Origin of the sequence: Luteolibacter ambystomatis (assembly GCF_018137965.1) — a bacterium.
Lineage (GTDB): Bacteria > Verrucomicrobiota > Verrucomicrobiia > Verrucomicrobiales > Akkermansiaceae > Luteolibacter > Luteolibacter ambystomatis.
Map to the genome: position 1 here is coordinate 4,880,439 of NZ_CP073100.1, position 16,872 is coordinate 4,897,310.

Genomic DNA, 16,872 nt, shown 5'->3' on the forward strand with positions numbered 1-16,872 from the left:
GGTAATTGGCATGGAATAAAGGGAGGCGTCTTTTCGTAGACCCCTCATCTGCATGTTTAAGCCCGTCCTCCTGTCTCTTGCCGTTTCCGCCGTGCCCCTTGTGGCCAAGGAATCCTATGAATTGTCCGCTCCCGTGGCCGAAGGCCTGGATGATCCCATCGAACTGACCGTCCTGCCGAACGGCGATCTGTTCGTGATCGAGCGCGAAGGCCGCGTCCTGCGTGTTTGTCCGACAACCGGCGGCACTTTCGAGATCGCGAAATTCGATGTTTCCGCCCTGCGTTCCAACGACCCGGACAGCCCGGTCGCGCGCGAGGAAGGATTGCTCGGCATCACGCTGGATCCGAAATTCGCAGCCAACGGTCGTCTCTACATCTACTACAGCGATCCGGTCAAAACCATCAACCGCTTGTCCCGCTTCGTATATCGCGATGGCAAGATCGACCGGACTTCCGAGAAGATGCTGTTGGAGATCCCTGTCGAGCGGGACCGCAAGGTCTGTCACCAGGGCGGTTCGCTGGCTTTCGGGCCGGATGGCCTGCTCTACCTCAGCACCGGGGACAATACCAATCCGTTTGAAAGCAACGGCTACGCGCCGATCGACAACCGGCCGGACCGCGTCCAGTTCGATGCACAGCGCAGCTCGGGCAATACCAACGATCTCCGCGGCAAGGTGCTGCGCATCCGCCCGACGGAGGATGGCTACGAGATTCCCGCCGGGAACCTTTTTCCGAAGGGCACGGCCAAGACCCGGCCGGAGATCTACGTGATGGGCTGCCGGAATCCCTACCGCATCTCGCTCGATCCGAAGGTGGGCACGCTCTACTGGGGTGAGGTCGGTCCCGATGCGGGAGACAATGGCCCGCGTGGGCCGCGAGGCTATGATGAGGTGAACCAAGCCCGCAAGGCGGGCAACTACGGCTGGCCCTTTGTGATCGCGAACAACCTGCCGTATCCGATCGTGGATTTCACCACCGGCCAGCCTGGCGGGATGACAGATCCCGCCGCGCCGAAAAATCCCGGCGCGCGCAATACCGGCCTGCCGGTGCTGCCGCCCGCGAACTCCGCCTTCATCTGGTACCCCTACGCGGACAGCCCGGAATTTCCCGTGATGGGGAAGGGCTCGCGCAATGCCATGGCGGGTCCGGTGTTTTACTACAACGCTTCCCGTAAATGGAACATCCTCGGCAAGGAGGACGACCACACGCTGCTCACCTACGATTGGGCCCGCGGCCGGATCTGGAAGGCCAAGCTGGGCGAAGGCGAGAAGCTCGTTTCGCTCACGCCCTTCGCCGACAAACTGGTGCATCCCATCGACATGGAGCAGGCTGCGGACGGCACGATCTGGGTGCTCGAATACGGCACCAACTGGTGGTTCAACAAGGATGGCCGCGTCCGCCGTCTGCGCCCGGGTACCGACAATCGAGCTCCTGAGCTCGCTGCGGAGGCCGTGGCGGGACAGCCGGGCACCTTCACCGTGAAAAACACGTCGGATGCGGACGGAGATACGGTGTTCGTGCATTGGTTCCTCACCACCGGAGCGGGCGAAAAGGATCTCGGTACGGAAGCCACGGTGAAAGTGGCGGAGGGCTCCGGCACCGAGTTGCGGGCGGTGGCCGCGGATGGAAAGGGTGGGGTGACGATCAAACGCTTCCCGCTGGTGAAGCAGGACGCACAGCCCGCATTGGCGCTTGAGTTGGAAGGAAAGCCGAAGTCGCTTGGTTTCGGGGAGACCGTGAAGTTCCAGGTGAAAGCTCCCTCCGCACCGGATGCGAAAACGGTGTCGGTCCGTGCCCGCTATATCCCACCCACGGGGCATGATGCGGGTGGTCCGGAGTTCGCGCCCGGGATCCAGGAACTGGTGACCTCGCGGCTGTGCCTTGCCTGCCATCAGGTGGATCAGGCTTCCGTGGGGCCGAAGTATGTGGACGTCGCCCTGCGCTACCGCGATCGCGCCGATGCTGTGAATTATCTCAAGGATCGTGTGCTGAAAGGCAGCACCGGCGATTGGGGCGAGGTGCCGATGCCGGCCCAGGCGATCAGTGAGGCGGAAGCGGACAAGATCGTGAAGGCGATCCTGCATCTCGGTGATGGGATCTCCGCGACGAAGGGCACGCTTTCCGGCGAGCTGAAACTTCCCGCAGCTCCTGCCAATGCAGCGCCGGGTGGAGCATGGGAGATCACTGCGGAAGCCACCGGCTATCTCACCACCCGCGCGCGCGTGAACGCGAAGTGAGGCTTGATAGCTATGGTTGGAGCGCGGACTTCAGTCCGCTTTTGAATGTGGCAGCGAAGCTGCTGAACAACAGATGCGGACTGAAGTCCGCGCTCCGACTACAGCGAACGACCTTAGGAGAAATTCTGCGCGTCCATATCGAAGACCACCGTCACGTCATCCGGTAGCGAGGTCTTTTCCAAGACCTGCTGCACGTGACGGGACAGCGGTCTCGCCGCCGGGCCGCGCAGGGTGATCTGGAATCGGAATTGGCCATGGGATTTCACCAGTGGTGACGGCAGCGGTTCGCCGATGTTCAAATGCGGTGGTGCATTCTCCAGCAAGCGCCGGTGCAATGTCTGGAGCGTGAACTCCGCGCGCCGTTCATGCGTGGATCGTGCCGTGAGCACCGCGCAGTGGGCGAAGGGCGGGAAGGAGAACTGCTGGCGGAACTCCAGTTCCTGATCCGAGAAGCCATCGAAGTCATGCTGGCGCGCGTACTGGATGGAAGGCGAATGCGGCGTGAAGGTCTGCACGATCACTTCGCCTTCCAGTTCGCCACGGCCCGCACGCCCCGCCACCTGGGTGAGCAGTTGGAACGTGCGCTCGCCCGCGCGGAAATCCGGCACATGCAGGCCCACGTCTGCATTGAGGATGCCTACCAGCGTCACGTTCGGGAAATGCAGCCCCTTCGCGATCATCTGCGTGCCGATGAGGATGTCGATCTTATGGGCCTTGAAAGCATTGAGCGTGTCGCGAAGCGCGTGCTTGCGACGCATCGCATCCGCATCGATGCGCGCGAACTTCGCCTTGGGCAGCAACCGCTGCAACACGTCCTCCACCTTCTGGGTGCCGTAGCCCTGCAGGACGATTGAGGGATCATGGCACTCCGGGCATTTGCGTGGTACTACCGCCTGATGGCCGCAGACGTGGCAGACGAGGCGGTCATCGGTGCGATGATACGTCAGCGCCACGGCACAATGCGGACATTGGCAGACATGGCCGCACTTCGGGCATTGCAGCGACCGCGCGAAACCGCGGCGGTTCAGGAACAGGATCGATTGCTCGCCTTTTTCGAGACGTCGTTCGAGCGCGGTACGGAGCCGGTCGGACAGGATCGGATGCGGCCCTTTCTGCTTCATCGCCTCCAGCTTCATGTCCACCACGCGCACCAGTGGCATCGACTGCCCATCGGCGCGCTGGTCGAGACGGACGAGGTGATACTTCCCGCTGCGCGTGTTCTGCCACGACTCCAGCGAGGGCGTCGCGGAGCCCAGCACCACCGCGCAGGGCTCGAAAGCGGCGCGCAGCACCGCCACATCGCGGCCATGGTATCGCGGCGGATTCTCCTGCTTGTAGGAATTCTCGTGCTCTTCATCGACGAGGATCAGCCCGAGGTCCGGCAGCGGCGCGAATACCGCCGAGCGCGCGCCGATCACGATCCGTGCGACACCCTTGCGGATACGGTGCCATTCATCGAAGCGTTCGCCTTGGGAAAGGTTCGAGTGCAGCACCGCCACCTTGTCCTGCATCCCGGCGAAGCGCGCCTTGAAGCGCTGCACCGTCTGCGGGGTCAGGGAAATTTCCGGCACCAGCACCAGCACCGTCTTGCCGAGATCGAGCGCGTGCTGGGCGGCCTGCAGATACACCTCGGTCTTGCCGGAACCGGTCACGCCGAGCAGCAGGATCGGTTTGCCCGGTGTGGCGATGGATTCGTTGATGACTTCGAGTGCCTTCGCTTGTTGGGGTGTCAGCACGAGCGGTTTGGATTCCAGGATTTCCTCCACACCATCGGCTTCCGGATCGCGGCGGACCTCTTCGGTTTCGATGCGCAGCAGCCCGGCTTTTTCCAAGGCTTTGAGGGCGGCATTCGAGCCCTCGCCCAGATCGGCCACGGCCAGCCTTCGATCCGGAGCATGCATCAGCAGGCTCAGCAAAGCATGCTGACGGGCCGCGCGTTTCTCCAGCTTCGCCAGGACATCCTCGGCAGGCGGAGCATCCAATACGGCGATGCGACGGGTCTTCGCGGAATTCTCTTCCGTGCGGACCGCTTCCGGCAGCAGCGACCGAACCACCGACTCCAAACTGGATCCATAGTAGTCCGCGATCCAGCGTCCGGTTTTCAGCAGCACCGGCGTGATCAACGGCTCCGGATCCACCAGCGATTCCAGTTCTCGCAGGGCGAAATCCTCCTGCGGACTTTCCGCAAGCGAGAGCACGGTGCCGGTGGCGGATTTTTTCCGCAGCGGAACCCGCACGCGGCAACCCGGCTGGACGGGAAATCCGGCGGGAATGGCGTAGTCGAAGACGAGCTCGGAGGGGCCGTCGATCAGGACGCGGGCATTGGGCATCGGTGCCCGGGAGTTCTAAACGCGGATCGGCCCGCTGGGGCGCGAAAAATTCAGAAGGATGCGGGAACCTGTCAGGCGGAGGGAGCCACCAGGAAACACTCGGCATCCAGCGTGGTGCCTGCGGGCAGCGCCAGACCACCTTCCGGCAGGGCCGGGCCATGGACGGAAACCGCGCCATGGTCACCGTGCCGCAGGTAGAAGCCCGGCAGCAGTTTGCCCCACGTTCCGGCCTTGCGTCCGGCCTGCGGCTCGCTGGTGGCGTAGGCGAGCGGTGGGTCCGGCATCGACATCGCGATGATCGTGCCTTCCAGCGCCAAGCACGGGCAGTGGACCAGTCCCGGTTTTTCGACGGAAATAAGGGCTTCCGGGCTGAAATCGTAGAACACCACCGAGGCATCGGCCGCATGCTGGATCGCCTCCCGCAGGACCTGTCCTCCGATCCAATGCTGGATAAACCGGGCGCTGAAGGTCGGTTCGAGTCGGCAAGTGGTGTCGAATTGCTCCGGGAACGCGGTGGTCAGGGCAAACAGTTCGTCCGGCAGTGGATCTCCGGCGAGCGTCGCATAGCTGCCGCGGCGTTGCAGCGCGTTGATCTGGCCGAGCTGGTAGCCATTCGCCCACAGCAGCCCGTGGCGGGTGTCCACGCCTTCTTCCTGGAAATGAATCCCCACGGCGGCGGCGGAAGCCTCCAGCATCGCATCGCGGACCTCTTCGAGATCCGTGGTTTTCGCATCCAGCGCCGGGCCGAAGGCGACATTGACCGCGTGAGGCAGCTTGTGCGGCAGCTTGCGGAAGAAACGTCCGCCTTCGAAGGAAAAGATCGATCCCCAGGCTCCGGCCGTCCACACCGGCACCAGCGGACACTTCGCCATCCGTGCGATCAATTCGAAGCCGCGCTGGAGCTCGGACAGCGTGCCGGTGCGGGTCAGTTGGCCCTCCGGGAAGAGGCACAGCACGTCGCCTTCCTTCAGGGCATCGGCGGCGGTGCGCAGCGCCTCGCGGGCATTGCCGCGTTCGATCGGCACGGTTTGGAAAACCTTGCAGAACGCGCCCACCCACGGGTTGTCCATGAAGGTCGCGTCCATCACGAAGCGGACCTTGCGCGGACACGCGGCGGAGAGGAAGAAGGCGTCCGCCCAGGTCACGTGGTTCGGCAGCAGCAGCACGCCGCCGTGTTTCGGGACGTTGTCCTCGCCCGCCACGCGGACGCGGTAGATCGTTTTGATCAGCGCCAGACCGATCAGGCGGATGAAATCCGCTCCGAAGTGGCGGAACGTGATCGCCGCCATGAACAGCGAGAACGCGGTGATGAACAGGAACTGGACCGCGAACGAGACATGCGCCGCCTCCAGCACCAGTTGCAGCGCCACCGCCACGATTCCGGCGAGACTGTTCAAGAGATTCGACGCGGAGATCACCGCGCCGCGGCGCTCGTCGGATGGCTTTTCCTGCACCATCGCCTGCAGCGGCACCAGGAACACGGCACCGGACGCGCCCGCAATGACGAGCATCACCAGCATCAGGATCGACTGTGGATCGGCGAAGGCGAGGATGGCCGAGGAAATCGCCATCAACGTGGCACCCAGCGGTGCAAGGCCCAGTTCGATGTTCCGGCGGCTGATGAAGCTCGCCAGCACGCTGCCGCCGATGATGCCGATACCGGGCATCGCCCACAGCCCGGCGAAGGCACCGCCGGTGCCCGCTCCGCCATGGAACATGTGCTCGGCGATGGAGAGGATCACCAGATTGATGAACCCGCCGAAGCCCCAGAAATAGGCCACGCCCAGTCCGTAGAGCAGCAGCGAGCGGTCTTTGAAAAACTCACCGAGGTCACGCAGGTGGCTGATGGCTTCGTTGAAAGAAAACGGTCGGTTGGAGTTCGGCTGGCTCTTTTGGGTGACGTGGGCGAGACCGATGGACAGAAGGCACAGCCCGATGAGCGTCCACATGGGTACCAGTGCCGCATCCCAGCCGTGATCGTGCTGTTTCAGCCCGTGGTCGAACCACGCACCCCCTGCGATCTGTCCGGCCAGGATGGCCAGGACCACCGTCCCTTCCATCACCCCGCTGGCGAAGCCGAGGCGGCGTGCGCCCACGTATTCCTTCACCACGCCGATTTTCGAGGGACTGAGCAGCGCCGCCTGGAGGGAAATGAAGAAGAAGGCGGTGATGCAGAGATCGAGGTGCTTCAGCTTCAGGGAAAAGATCAGGAAACCCAGCACCGCGAGCTGCATCCATGAGGTCCAGCGGATCACGGAGGTTTTGGCGAAACGGTCCGAAAGCCAGCCGGCGGTGGGCGCGAAGAGCACGTAGGGCACCACCAGGCAGAGGGCGATGATGTGCTTGCTGGTGTCTGTCAGATTCGGGTCGAGGGCGACTCTCTTGGAGAAGATCCACGCGGCCAGCGGCATCAGTACGAACTTCGCCGCGTTGACGTTGAAGGACTGGAGGATCTGGAGGAAGACCAGGGACCAGAAGGAGGCCCACTCCCGGCGGGTCGGTTGCTTGATGTCGTCTTCCAGCATGTCGGGCCGGAAGCTAACGGTTTCGGGCCGGGGAGGAACCCAAAATTGGCTCCCACCACCCACCCGGCCTGCGATTCCGGCCGGGCGGGCGGGGGAAATCCGCTTCAGCGGGTGGTATAGCCGCCGTTCGCGAAGATCGTCTGGCCGGTGATCCACCAGCCATCCGTGACCAGGAATTTCACCAGCGGCACGATGTCTTCGATCTTGGTCAGGCCTCCCAGCGCTGAGGCGGACTGGTGATAGGCCACGGCTTCGGGGGATTCCTGTCCGTAGAAAAACGGCGTGTCCATGGGCCCGGGGGCCACTGCGGTCACGGAGATTCCCCGCGGGCCGAACTCCTTCGAGGCCGCCCGGGTGAAGTGTTCCACCGGGGCCTTCATGCCGCCGTAGGTGGAATACCCGCCGGTATAGGCGGCGAGCAGGGAGGTGACGATCGAACAGATCTTCCCTCCATCCTCCAACTGGCGTCCTGCCTCCTGGATGAAGAAATAGGCGGCCTTGGAATTGATGGCGGACATCGAGTCATATTCTTCCTCGGTGGTTTCCACGAAGGGCTTTTTCAACACCTTGCCGACCGTGTTCACCGCGATGTCGATGCGGCCATAGTGCCGCTTGCAGGCTGCGAAAACGGCCCGGACGTCTTCGACCCGGGTGAAATCGCCTTGGAAGGCGAAGGCTTCGCCTCCAGCGGCCTGAATATCGGCCACGGTTTTCCCGGCGTCAGCCCGGGTGGCATCGCTGTTGTAGTGGACGAGGATTTTCGCGCCTGCGGCAGCGAAGGTGCGGCTGATCAGGCCTCCGAGGTTTTTGGCACCTCCGCCGATCAGGGCGACTTTTTGATCAAGGGTATGGGGGGACATATGATTTCAAGGGATTCGGCCACTTTCTATCATCTCATGGAATCGTCCACAGGAAAGGTGGATGAAATTCATCTGCTGGAGTCATGCGGGATTGGCCGGAGCCGTCATGAGTTCCACACTCGGGTATGAAACTGGTGGTCTTGGCCGTTCCCAATGCCTCCCGCAGCGAGATCAGCGGCTGGGAGGATGATCCACGCGCCGGGCGGGTGCTGCGGGTCCGGATCGCCGCGCCGCCGGTGGAGGGGAAGGCGAATGCCGCACTCCGCGATTTCCTCGCGAAATCCCTTGGTCTGTCGAAAGCCGCCGTGGTGCTGGAAAAGGGCGATGGCTCACGGGTGAAGACCTTCCGGATTCCGGATGGCACCGCTTTGCCTTGAGCGGGGCTTTGGCATCCGCTCCAAAGCTTTCGGCATTTGGAACAATCCGGTCACTATTCGGGACTTGGCTTGGCCGGAAAAGCTCCGCGGTATCCGGATTGAATGCGCTCCCTCTCCACTCCCCGTCGTGTCCTGCTTCTGTTGGCCGCGGCTTCGTTTGTCGCCTCCGCCCATTCGGACAGTGTCCTGGGCATGCTCGATGATGTCCTGGTGACGGGAAAGGCCGAGGACGTGATCGGCGAGGCCACCACCTCGTCCTCCGGTTATGCCAGCCATGAGGAATTGATGGAGCGGCCCTACCTGCGCCGCGGCGAGCTCTTGGAAACGGTGCCCGGAATGGTGGTCACGCAGCACAGCGGTTCCGGCAAGGCGAACCAGTATTTCGTGCGTGGTTACAACCTCGATCACGGTACCGACTTCGGCGTGTTCGTGGATGGCATGCCTGCCAACATCCGCTCCCACGCCCACGGGCAGGGATACTCGGACATCAATTTCCTGATCCCGGAATTCATCGGCCGCCTCGACTATACCAAGGGTCCCTACACTGCGGAAAATGGCGACCTGACCACCGCGGGTACCGCGAAGTTCGGCCTCGTTGATTCGCTGGAGCACGGTTTCCTGTCTCTCACCGCGGGGGAGGATTCCTATTTCCGCTCGGTGCTCGGGGATTCGTCCAAGGCGGGTTCCGGAGTCCTCACCTTCGGCCTGGAAGCCAGCTACAACGAGGGTCCGTGGGTGCTGCCGGAAGATGCGCATCGCCTCAACGGCTTGCTGAAGTGGCATCAGCACGAAGGTGACGACGAATTCTCAGTCACACTGATGGCGTCCGATGGCAAGTGGCGCTCCACCGACCAGATCCCGCAGCGTGCGGTGGACATGGGCCTGATCGACCGCTTCGGCTACATCGATCCCTCCGATGGCGGGGATTCCCAGCGCTACAGCTTGTCCGCGAATTTCAAGCACCGCGAAGGCCGGGTGCTGTGGGAGGGCAATGTCTATGCCGGGTTCTACCACCTCGATCTTTTCTCGGACTTCACCTACTTCCTGAATGATCCGGTGAATGGCGACCAATTCCGCCAGAGCGATGAGCGGATCTTCGGCGGCGCGAACATCAAGGCGACCCTCGACGATCTGTCCTGGTTCGGCCACGAGACCCGTGTCAGCGGCGGCTTCCAAACCCACAACGACTGGATTCTCGATCTGGGCCTCGCCAATACCTACCGCCGTGCGGACCTCTCGGTGGTTCGCGAGGACGATCTGTATTCCGGCAACTACTCGATCTGGGGCGAGGCGGAGACGAAGTGGACGCCGTGGTTCCGCTCCGTGGCCGGGCTTCGCGCGGATGCCTTCGCCTTCAGCGTGAACAGCAGCCTGCCCGCAAACAGCGGCACCGAGACCGACTTCATGGTCAATCCGAAGCTCAGCCTGATCTTCGGCCCGTGGGACAAGAACGAGTTCTATGTGAACGCCGGTACCGGCTTCCACAGCAATGACGCCCGCGGCACCACCCTGCACATTGATCCCTCCACCGGCCTGCCGGCTTCGCCGGTCGATCCGCTGGTGCGGACCTTCGGCGCGGAGGTCGGCTGGCGCGCGCACCCGACCAAGACGCTCGCGACCTCGCTGGCGCTGTGGACGATCAAGAGCGACTCGGAACTGATCTACGTGGGCGATGCCGGAAACGTGGAGGCCGGTGGCGCGACCACCCGCATCGGTGTGGAAGCCACCGCTTACTGGCGTCCCACCGATTGGGCGTCGTTCGATGGCGAGCTGGCTCTCAGCCAAGGCCGCTACGACGATCCGAATCTCAGCGGCGGGCCATGGATCGAGAACCAGGTGCCGGTGGTGCTTTCCACCGGGATGACGCTCGGCGGAAAAACCGGCTGGTTCGGCGCGCTGCGCTCGCGCTGGTTTTCAGCGCGCCCGCTCACGCCGGACAAGCGTTTCGAATCGAGCGAATCGTTCCAGGTGAACGCGCGCGCCGGTTATCGCACCGAGTGCTGGGAACTGGCGCTCGATGTATTCAACCTGCTCGACCGCGCGGACAACGACATCGAATACTACTACACCTCCCGTCTTCCCGGCGAACCGCTCGGAGGCGTGGATGACTACCACATCCATCCCGCGGAACCACGGTCCGTGCGTGTGACGGCGACGTACCGCTGGTAATCGTCATCTTCTCCACCAGCCATCTTGCGTTTTTGCGGACGCGGTGCTAACCAACGGTTCGATGAGCCGATGGTTGAGGCAGCTCGATCTGCGATGGAATTCCTGGCTGAGTGCCAGGCCCTCGGCCGACGCTGAAAAGGGGCCACTTCCCCATGAGGATACCGGCCTTACGGCCTGGTGCCAGGAGACCGCGAAATCGCTCGATCTGCCGGAGCTCGCGCGGCGTGTCCGGGTCACTTGGAACGGCCGCATGCAGACAACCGCAGGTCGCGCATGGTGGCCGGATCGTCTCATCGAGATGAATCCGAAGCTCAAGGACTTCGCTCCGGAGGAGCTCTGGCGCACGCTCCGTCACGAGCTGGCGCACCTCATCGCCTACGAGCGCAGCGGCCGCCGCCGTATCGAGCCACATGGCGAGGAATGGCGCGTCGCGTGCGCCGAGCTGGGGATTCCCCATGAACAACCGTATCACTCGCTGCCGCTGAAGCGCCGCCGGATGAAGCGGAATTTCGCCTACACCTGCCCGTGGTGCTTGGAGACCTTCCGCCGCGTGCGCCGCATCCGCCGGGTGGTGGCCTGCTATCCCTGTTGCCAGAAGCACAGCGCCGGAGCCTTCGATCCGCGCTTCAAACTGGTGGAGCAGAAGCTGAACTGAGGCCGTTCCCGCCTGTCGGCCGGGAGCTCTGTTTCCTGATGGGCCTAGGGTTCCACGGCGGATTAACACCTTGCCACTGAACCCTTTCCCCTTTTGTCTCCCCCCATGCCGACCGACTCGATCCTCTCCACCGCCCGACAGTACCTCGGCGTGGACCCGACCGTTTCCGTCACGCTGGAACCCATCAAGCGCGGGGCGTCCGGCCGAACCATCGTGCGGGTGAAAACTCCCGGCCGCGATCCGTTCATCGGCGTCCATTGGACCGACGAGCGCGCGGACAACGCCAATTTCGTCCCCGTCGCCCGGTTCCTGAAGAAAGCGCGCATCCGCGTTCCAGAGATTTTCCATGAGAATGCCAAGCGCCATGTCGCGCTGGTGGAGGATCTCGGCGACATCGATCTCTATTCGCTCCGGGAGCAACCGTTTGCGGAGCGCGAGCCGCTGTACCGCTCGGCGCTGGGGCAGATCGACCGGCTGTTTTATGCGAAGGCTCCGAAGGAGTTCGAGTTGATGCCGCCATTCGATGCCGCGCTCTACCGTTGGGAGCAGGAGTATTTCTTTGATCACATGGTGGAAGGCCACCTCGGACTCGATGCTGGTGTCCTGCGCGAGGACCCGGCTTTCATCGCGCTGGCGGAGCGCCTCGGCTCGGGTGCCCGCCATCTCGTCCACCGCGATTTCCAGTCCCAGAACCTGATGGTCAGGGATGGGGAAACCTGGCTGGTCGATTTCCAAGGCCTGCGCCGCGGTCGCCAGGAATACGACCTCGCCTCGCTGATCTTCGATCCCTACCTCGACCACTCCGCGGAGGAGCGTGAGCGGCTGCTGGAGATCTGGGAGGAGATCGCCGATGAGCGCCCGGAGACGTCCATTTTCCACGAATGCGCCGCCCAGCGGCTGATGCAGGCGCTGGGAGCCTACGGCAATATCCTCAAACGGCGCGGGGACGAGTGGTACCGCCCGCACATCGCGGTGGCCTCGCGGCTGCTGATGGAAGTCGTCACCGGCACGCCTCTGGAAAAACCGCTCTCCGGCGTGCTGGCGGCTGCCGTGGCCTGATCCTTTTCCGCGATGGTGAAGCTGTTCCAACGCCGGTTCCGGGTGCTGCTTGCAGCGGCTCTTGCCGGATTCGGCGTGTGGAAACTCTCGACCGACACCCCTTGGCTGCGGCCGGTGGACCGGGCCTCCTTCCAATCGGTGGCGGGTGCTTTTGCCAATCCGCCGTTTTTCATTTCAGGGGAGGGGACCTACCAGCAGCCCTGGGGGCTCCGCACGCTGGCCGCCCCGGACCGCAAGGCGAAGGGAACGCTGCCGGCGGCGCTCTCCATTGGCGATGACAAGGACGGTGTTTTCCAAGCCTCGCCACCGTCACCGGTGGACTACGCGGTGATCCTGCGGAACCTGGACCGGCTGGGCGTGAAGCACGTCGCGATCGGCGCGGTGATGGCGTGGGACTCGTCCGATCCCTATGCGAGGGAGGCGTTTTCCTCCCGGCTCAAGGCTTTCGAATCGGTGACGGCGGTTTCGCCGCTGAGCCGCGCGCCCACGGAGGATCCGATGCCCGCGGAATTCGCCCGGAGTTCCATCCCCGTGGACCGGGTCCGGGGTGATGTCAGCAAGCTGCCGGTGGTGAATCATCTGCCGGTGCCGCGCACGGTGCTGGGAGATGGCGCGAATTTCGCCGGATTCTCGGAATTGGAGTCGGAGCCGGCATCCGAAGCCCGGCCTTTGGCGGCACGCTGGGGTGACCGGGTCGTGTTCGCCTTTCCAGTGGTGGCGGTGATGGCGGAAAGGGGGCTTGAAGCCGAAGGCGTGGATCTACGGCTTGGCTCGTACTTGAAGCTCGGTCCGGAAGGCCCGGTGATCCCCGTGGACGAAAGCGGGCGGGCCACGGTCGCTTTCGCAGAGAAGACCGATGCCACTCCTGTCGAGTTCGTGCTGGATGCGGAATCTCTCGCTTCGGATGGCAGCGTGCTCATCCGGGATGACCGCACGGTGGCGGATCGTTCGGCAGCGCGCTTCTCCGCCGCCGTGGCGCCGTTCATGGCCGCGATCCGTTCCGAGGCCGGGCTTTCCCCGCCCCGGGAATTCCGGCGGCTGTCTTGGGAAGTGGAGATTGGTCTGATTTCCCTGCTGGTGGTTTTGCTCGTGATCGCGGCGGCACCTGGCAGCTTCCGGGTGAAACTGTGGTTTGGCATTTTTCTCGGCCTCCTGCTCGCGGCGCAGATCATCACGATGAATTTCTCGGTGTGGCTGCCGGGCTTGTCCTTTCTTGGTGCTCTGGCCGGAGGGTTCATCGCCGCATGGCCGTTCGAACGGAGTCGGAAGACGGGTGCGGCCGTGGTTTCCGCAGCGGTGGTTGAGCCCTCCATGCCCGTCCATGCGGAGAAAAAGCCCGTGCCGGTGCAGGAGGAATTCCACTTGGAAGCGGAGGCGGTGACCATTCCACCGGAGCCCGCCGCGAAGCCCGTTCCGGAGAAGAAAGCCGCCCGCAAGAAAGAGACAGCCTCACCGCCGCCTGCTCCCGCCAAGAAGGCAGCCAAAAAGGCCGCGAAGAAGGTGGCCAAGAAAGCACCCAGGAAGAAAAAGTAAGCCGCCGCAGCTCCCGCTTTCCAATTCCCCGCCAACCTTTCAGATTTCCCGCCCGCTCATGAGCCTCCAGCAAACCATCGACAAAGCCGACGCTCTCATCGAAGCCCTGCCGTATCTCCAGGCCTTCCGTGGCAAGACCTTCCTGATCAAGATGGGAGGCTCCGCGATGGAAGATCCGGATCTCGTCGCCAAGGTGATGCGGGACATCGTGTTCCTCGAAGTGGCGGGCATCAACCCGATCGTCGTTCACGGCGGCGGCAAGGCGATCTCCGCGGCGATGAAGGATGCCGGGCTGGAAGCGAAGTTCGTGGGTGGCTTCCGCGTCACGACCGATGAGGCGATCGACATCGTTTCGCGGGTGCTTTCCGAGGAATTGAATCCCGGCCTTGTCCGCATGATCCGTGATTTCGGCGGCAAGGCGGTCGGCATCGCGGGCACGGATGTGTTCATTGGCGAGAAAACGAAGGGCATCGATCCGGAAGGCAAGCGCGTGGATATCGGTCGCGTGGGTGAGGTGGTCGGCTGTCACCTGGAGCACATGGATGCCGCCCACAACGCGGGCATCGTGCCGGTGATTTCGCCATTGGCGGCGGAACTGGCGACCGGCAAGCCGCTCAACATCAATGCCGACCTCGCCGCCGCCGCGCTGGCCAAGGAACTGCGCGTGGCAAAGCTCGTTTACCTCTCGGATGTGCCGGGCCTGATGAAGGACCCCTCCGATCCCTCCACGCTCATCAAGTCCGTCAACCGCAAGGAGGCCGACGAGCTGATTGCAGATGGAACGATTTCCGGAGGCATGATCCCGAAGATCCGCAGCGCCGTGGATGCTCTGAATGCCGGTGTCCGCAAGGTCCACTTCGTGGACGGCCGCCTGCCCCATGCGTTGCTGCTGGAAATCTTCACCGATGGCGGCATCGGCACCGAAGTGGTGCGGTGATCCATTCGGGGTTACCCGTCGCCGGAGTGATTGAAACTGCCTCGTTTGAGGAAGACCACAGTCTGGCGCATGGCCTCACGGTTGATCATGAGGAAGGGATGGGCGGTGGCGATCACCAGATGATCGGCCATTCCTTCCAGCCGCGTGCTGGTCACCGAGACTTTGCCATCATCGGGGCCGGGAATCATGAGGCTGTTGATCCAGTTGATCGAGCGGCTTCCGGCGATGATGCCGGCCCGGAAAGCCGGGGCTCCGAGTTTTTTGGGCACCGAAGCCTCCCGGGTGCCGAGCTGGCCGCCCGCCGGGCCATGGATCCAGGTGAAGAGTTTCCACCTGCCGAGCCGGTCAACGACCTCGCTGCCGGCGTTCGGTGGTCCCAGCATCACCACATTGCCAATCGGAGCGTCCGGATGCCTGGCCGCGTATTCACGCACCAGAATCCCGCCGAGCGAGTGGCAGACGAAATGTACTTCCACCGCACCCATGGAGCGACAACGCTCCAAGGCACCGCCGACCACTTTCTCTCCCAGCATGCCGATGTCCGCCGAACGCGACGGGTAGCCGGCGTTCACGACCCGGTAGCCCGCGGCTTCAAGGAAGCGCTGCATCGGCCGCATCGAGCGCGGTGTCCTGCACAGGCCGTGCAATAGCACGACCTGGACGTGTGCGGGCGGAGGAGAATCAGCGGGCATGATCGCACGTCATGCTATGCCAGCTTCGGCAATCGGGATAAATCGATAGTTTTCCGAGTATCATCGGCAGAATCAATGAGAGGAGGCAGTCCCCCTCAAATCGGATCCAAGCGCTTTTTGAATGCGACGGGGGCGATGGCGATACAGGAAACGATCGAGATGACGATGAAGGCGACGAAGATGGAATCCCACCCCCAGCGCTCTTCCAGCCAGATCGGAACCTTGGCGGAGCAGAGGGCTCCGATCGATCCGATCCCATTGATCACTCCGGCGACGGAGGCGGTCTTGGCGGCTCCTCCCAGGTCCTGTGCGGCGGTGCCGGAGACGATGGAATCCGCGATGTAGAGAAACGCTCCGATTCCTGCGAGCCCCATGCCGTGGGCGAACAGGTTGCTGCCCGCGGCTCCACCGAGCTGCCGGTAGAGGACAACGACGAGGGTCATGATGAGCAAGGCCACAAAGGCCAGCCGGGTGCGGTTGTCGGGGAACCAGCGTGCGGCGATGTAGCCGCTGGGGAGAAGGCCGATCACACCTCCGATCTCGAAGGCGAGCGAGGTATAGGCCGCGGTGTCATTGCCGGCTTTGGCAACCTCCCTGAGATAGAGTGGCAGCCAGGCGAAAAAGGTGTAACGGATGAACTTGATGCCCGTGTAGGAGATGCCGAGCAGCAGCACCGAAGGATGGCGGATGACTTCGGAGAAGCTTTTCTCCCTCGCCTCCGGTTGCCGTGTGGCGCCAGGGCGGATGTCATCTTCTTCCTCGTCATAGCCGGCATCTTTCGGCCGGTTGATGAGGAACAAGCCCTGCACGATGCCGACCACCAGCACGATGAGTCCCGCGGCTTGGAAGAGGTGCTTCCAGCCATAGTGTTGGACGGTCCAGCCCGCAAGGGCGGTGGCGGAAAGGCTGCCGAAGATATAGCAGGTGAGCCAGAATCCCATCACGCGGCCGCGCTTCAGCGGCGAGACCCATGAGGAAACGACCTTGCAGGTATTGGACCAACCGGTGGCTTGGAAGAAGCCATTGAGCGTGTAGGTCACGATCAGCAGCCCCATGAGAGGGAACACGCCGAAAGCCAGAGTGGCCAAGGCGGACAGGATCATGCCGGCGCAGATAGTGATGCGGGGGCCGATCCGGTCGCCGAGATAGCCGCTCACGCCCTGCCCGATCATGTAGAGAAGACTGAAGCCGAAGTTGGCGTCCCCGATGAGTTGCTTGCTGTAGCCCGCGTCGATCAGGGCTCCGGTGGCCACGCCGAGGTGCTTGCGGGTGAAGTAGTAGAAAAAATACGCGAGGTAGGAGAGCACCACCATTCGCGTTTGCATGGAGAGCGGGGCGCGCCGTGCGGAACCTGCTTCCAAACCGGCGGGGGAAATCGAAACGCTCTGATCCATTGGAAACCCGTATCGTGAGTGGCGGCGGCGTTTCATACAATGGCAGGAATGCAAGGACAATGGGTGATTTGACAATAGCCCTGTGAAAGGAATGCCAAGTGGTTA

12 protein-coding genes are annotated in these 16,872 nt (G+C 63.1%); 7 read left to right on the forward strand and 5 right to left on the reverse strand.

Translation table 11 applies throughout. The features are described 5' to 3' along the window. Window positions 1–52 precede the first annotated feature (52 nt). The gene (locus tag KBB96_RS19040; RefSeq protein ID WP_211631081.1) at window positions 53–2,236 is read left to right on the forward strand and encodes a PQQ-dependent sugar dehydrogenase; all 2,184 of its coding nucleotides are present in this window, start codon (window positions 53–55) and stop codon (window positions 2,234–2,236) included. A gap of 113 nt (window positions 2,237–2,349) precedes the next feature. Here the strand turns inward: KBB96_RS19040 and priA are convergent, their stop codons facing one another. The 3 genes from priA to KBB96_RS19055 all read right to left on the reverse strand — a co-directional run bounded on the left by priA (window position 2,350) and on the right by KBB96_RS19055 (window position 7,951). Next, window positions 2,350–4,566 carry a replication restart helicase PriA gene (priA, locus tag KBB96_RS19045; RefSeq protein ID WP_211631082.1) on the reverse strand — a complete coding sequence of 739 codons (2,217 nt, stop codon included), beginning with the start codon at window positions 4,564–4,566 and terminating at the stop codon, window positions 2,350–2,352. Window positions 4,567–4,637: 71 nt separating this feature from the next. Beyond that, window positions 4,638–7,091, reverse strand: a complete 2,454-nt coding sequence (locus KBB96_RS19050; RefSeq protein ID WP_211631083.1) for an MFS transporter — start codon at window positions 7,089–7,091, stop codon at window positions 4,638–4,640. A gap of 104 nt (window positions 7,092–7,195) precedes the next feature. Next, window positions 7,196–7,951, reverse strand: a complete 756-nt coding sequence (locus tag KBB96_RS19055; RefSeq protein ID WP_211631084.1) for an SDR family oxidoreductase — start codon at window positions 7,949–7,951, stop codon at window positions 7,196–7,198. Between the two features lie 125 nt (window positions 7,952–8,076). Between KBB96_RS19055 and KBB96_RS19060 the strand changes: the two genes are divergently transcribed. From KBB96_RS19060 to argB, 6 genes are all read left to right on the forward strand, one after another. After that, entirely contained in the window at window positions 8,077–8,328 is a 252-nt protein-coding gene (locus KBB96_RS19060) for a DUF167 domain-containing protein (RefSeq protein ID WP_211631085.1), read from the forward strand. 102 nt (window positions 8,329–8,430) lie between these two features. Beyond that, window positions 8,431–10,497, forward strand: coding sequence for a TonB-dependent receptor (locus KBB96_RS19065; protein WP_211631086.1), 2,067 nt, complete (start codon window positions 8,431–8,433; stop codon window positions 10,495–10,497). Between the two features lie 61 nt (window positions 10,498–10,558). Next, a complete protein-coding gene (locus tag KBB96_RS19070; protein WP_211631087.1) occupies window positions 10,559–11,152 on the forward strand; it encodes a SprT family zinc-dependent metalloprotease in 594 nt (197 codons plus the stop codon). 105 nt (window positions 11,153–11,257) lie between these two features. After that, a complete protein-coding gene (locus KBB96_RS19075) occupies window positions 11,258–12,211 on the forward strand; it encodes a phosphotransferase (RefSeq protein WP_211631088.1) in 954 nt (317 codons plus the stop codon). Window positions 12,212–12,223: 12 nt separating this feature from the next. After that, window positions 12,224–13,744 (forward strand): hypothetical protein, encoded by a 1,521-nt coding sequence (locus KBB96_RS19080; protein WP_211631089.1) that lies wholly within the window; start codon window positions 12,224–12,226, stop codon window positions 13,742–13,744. Window positions 13,745–13,802: 58 nt separating this feature from the next. Then, window positions 13,803–14,681 carry an acetylglutamate kinase gene (gene argB / locus KBB96_RS19085; RefSeq protein WP_211631090.1) on the forward strand — a complete coding sequence of 293 codons (879 nt, stop codon included), beginning with the start codon at window positions 13,803–13,805 and terminating at the stop codon, window positions 14,679–14,681. 11 nt (window positions 14,682–14,692) lie between these two features. Here the strand turns inward: argB and KBB96_RS19090 are convergent, their stop codons facing one another. Then, the gene (locus KBB96_RS19090; RefSeq protein ID WP_211631091.1) at window positions 14,693–15,373 is read right to left on the reverse strand and encodes an esterase/lipase family protein; all 681 of its coding nucleotides are present in this window, start codon (window positions 15,371–15,373) and stop codon (window positions 14,693–14,695) included. 95 nt (window positions 15,374–15,468) lie between these two features. After that, complete coding sequence (locus KBB96_RS19095) at window positions 15,469–16,803, reverse strand: MFS transporter (protein WP_211631092.1); 1,335 nt, start codon at window positions 16,801–16,803, stop codon at window positions 15,469–15,471. Window positions 16,804–16,872: the final 69 nt, after the last annotated feature.

What these genes read in the sequence shown, in the direction of transcription:
- KBB96_RS19075 (WP_211631088.1), top strand. Translation starts at nt 11,258, where the DNA reads ATGCCGACCGACTCGATCCTCTCCACCGCCCGACAGTACCTCGGCGTG.
- priA (WP_211631082.1), bottom strand. Translation starts at nt 4,566, where the DNA reads ATGCCCAATGCCCGCGTCCTGATCGACGGCCCCTCCGAGCTCGTCTTC.
- KBB96_RS19050 (WP_211631083.1), bottom strand. Translation starts at nt 7,091, where the DNA reads ATGCTGGAAGACGACATCAAGCAACCGACCCGCCGGGAGTGGGCCTCC.
- KBB96_RS19080 (WP_211631089.1), top strand. Translation starts at nt 12,224, where the DNA reads ATGGTGAAGCTGTTCCAACGCCGGTTCCGGGTGCTGCTTGCAGCGGCT.
- KBB96_RS19090 (WP_211631091.1), bottom strand. Translation starts at nt 15,373, where the DNA reads ATGCCCGCTGATTCTCCTCCGCCCGCACACGTCCAGGTCGTGCTATTG.
- KBB96_RS19055 (WP_211631084.1), bottom strand. Translation starts at nt 7,951, where the DNA reads ATGTCCCCCCATACCCTTGATCAAAAAGTCGCCCTGATCGGCGGAGGT.
- KBB96_RS19095 (WP_211631092.1), bottom strand. Translation starts at nt 16,803, where the DNA reads ATGAAACGCCGCCGCCACTCACGATACGGGTTTCCAATGGATCAGAGC.
- KBB96_RS19040 (WP_211631081.1), top strand. Translation starts at nt 53, where the DNA reads ATGTTTAAGCCCGTCCTCCTGTCTCTTGCCGTTTCCGCCGTGCCCCTT.
- argB (WP_211631090.1), top strand. Translation starts at nt 13,803, where the DNA reads ATGAGCCTCCAGCAAACCATCGACAAAGCCGACGCTCTCATCGAAGCC.
- KBB96_RS19065 (WP_211631086.1), top strand. Translation starts at nt 8,431, where the DNA reads ATGCGCTCCCTCTCCACTCCCCGTCGTGTCCTGCTTCTGTTGGCCGCG.
- KBB96_RS19070 (WP_211631087.1), top strand. Translation starts at nt 10,559, where the DNA reads ATGAGCCGATGGTTGAGGCAGCTCGATCTGCGATGGAATTCCTGGCTG.
- KBB96_RS19060 (WP_211631085.1), top strand. Translation starts at nt 8,077, where the DNA reads ATGAAACTGGTGGTCTTGGCCGTTCCCAATGCCTCCCGCAGCGAGATC.